Below are 2,161 nucleotides of genomic sequence, written 5' to 3' on the forward strand. Positions count from 1 at the left end.
GCACTAGAAACCGCAGGTGCTGCACTTATTAGTTGAATTCAGGACATGGTGCTACGTACTCGCGTGGGTTCGCTCATCAATAGGCTCTCCGTCACTTCCAGCACCAAACGACTCGGCGGTGCCTGGGTTAGTGCTAACAAGCTTTCTACATCACGTACGAACCCAGGCTGCTGGAACTGCACCGAACTCACGTTAACTGAGATAGTGAGTGCCTCATAAGCAGGCTGCTGCGCCCATTTTGCTAACTGTTCACAGGCTAATTTCAACACCCAGTGCCCAATAGGCAGAATCAACCCGTTTTCTTCCGCAAGAGGAATAAAGGTAGCTGGTGATACCCAGCCCCGCTGTGGGTGATACCAGCGTAATAAGGCCTCAACGCCAGTAGTGACGCCTTGATGATTAACCTGCACTTGGTAGTGTAGCGACAGCTCGTTGCGCTCTAAGGCTTGATGCAGATCCCCCTCAAGCCTAGCCCTCTCCAGCACACTGGTTTGCATCTCCATATTAAAAAAGCGCAACGAATTGCCACCAGCCGCTTTGGCTTGTTGAAGTGCCATGTCTGCTTGTTGTAAAACACTGTTCACACTCAACCCCAAACACTTAAACAGTGAAATACCAATGCTGGCGGTAATCGGCAGTGCCCGGTCGTTACGCAGCTTAGCAACCGCTTCTAAGAGCTGCCTTGCAAGGCGTTCAGCGTTGTGCGTTGCTTTACCTTGCTGTTCACCTAATGTATTTAACAGTACGACAAACTCATCGCTACTAAAGCGGGCAACGGTTGCCTCCTGGGGCAAATGTATTTGCAAATTTTGGGCGACATTAATCAGTAATTGATCGCCACTCTCGTGGCCCTGGATGTCATTCACCAATCTAAAATTATCTAAATCAACAATAAAGATTGCGCTGAAGTTTGTTGTGCAATTATTTTGATCCGTGGCATCGGCTAACGAGGCTGTAGAAAAACCCGATTTCGAGCCGTTTCCACCGCCTGTTGTCCTTATTCATTTACCCAGCTGGTCATCTGGCTGAGTAATCTTCATATCGGCATTTAGCCACTTGGGCGCCCAACTAAAGCTTGTTGAAGACGGCCTTTTGCTCTTAAAAAGCAACTTACCCCGCTCTAAGCCCTTCATGATGCGGCCAAGTGGCCGTAATTCGCCAACTTCTCAATATTGTGTACCAAGCAGTAGAGCTGCCACTGGCCTTGCACCTTTTGCTTACCCCGAAGGCTGAAGCGGTTCAGTCTTTTCGTTGTGCCAATGTTGCCGAAGACGGGCTCCACGACTGACATACGATGGCTGTAAATTTCTTTGCCCTTGGGGCTATCGACTCGGTGCTTCATCCAGTCAGTATAATTGGGTAAGCGTTTGTTCTCGATAACAAAAGACACTTGTCGCCCTGCACCGTTGCGATGGTCGGCCGAGCTCGGATTTTGCATGCATCGGTATTTCTTTGAGCAGTGTCGACATTGCAGCAAGCGCCCTTCAAAGTGTACCCGGGTCTTGCCATTGTCAGTTTCTCGTTGCCCGCGGTAGGACAGTTTTTCACCGGTTGGGCAGATACACGTTAGCTCTACTGGATCAAACTGGAACGCGCTAGCTGGCGTCGTCTCTCGCCAGCCTTTATCTGGTAAGTTCTGGTGGCGCTTGCCGTATTTGTTTTTCTGGTCGGTGAATCTCGGATCTCGGCTGCGGAACTGATTATCAGGGATATAGCCATTAATCCGTCGCTCGTGAAGGTACTTCATATTGGCTTCATTCGCGAAACCGGTATCGGCGGTGACGACGGTGCCTTTTTGGTAGATATTCTCCGCAATCCCCAGTTTCTTAAAACGGGCTTCGACCATTTCCAGTACGGGCTGCAAGGTGTGATGTTCCTGACCTTCGCCGAAGGCCTGAGCGTCAATGACGATCTGGTGCTTTTTATCCACCGTAGCGACACCGTTATAGCCCTGGATCGTGCCCTTACTGGTCGTCATTTTGGCACTTTCGTTATCGGTCAGATTGCTCTTCACTTCCTTGATTCGCTTCCCCCGCCCCATCCTTGGGCTGTGCGTCTTTAGGAAACGGTCAACTTTGTTCATGGCGGCATCTAGCGAGAGAATCGTCTTGGCCCGCCGGATATCCCGATCCAGATCGGCTTCCGTTTCAGCTTCATCACG

General features: G+C 50.4%; 2 protein-coding genes. Both read right to left on the reverse strand.

The window, feature by feature from the left end; translation table 11 throughout:
- Positions 1 to 38: 38 nt before the first annotated feature.
- A complete protein-coding gene (locus tag INT21_RS20695) occupies positions 39 to 1,001 on the reverse strand; it encodes an EAL domain-containing protein (RefSeq protein WP_319022707.1) in 963 nt (320 codons plus the stop codon).
- Positions 1,002 to 1,129: 128 nt separating this feature from the next.
- A partial coding sequence (locus INT21_RS17430) for a transposase (RefSeq protein WP_193085539.1) occupies positions 1,130 to 2,161 on the reverse strand: 1,032 nt, incomplete at its 5' end.

Origin of the sequence: Halomonas sp. 3F2F (assembly GCF_014897805.1) — a bacterium.
In the GTDB taxonomy this organism is placed as follows: Bacteria; Pseudomonadota; Gammaproteobacteria; order Pseudomonadales; family Halomonadaceae; genus Vreelandella.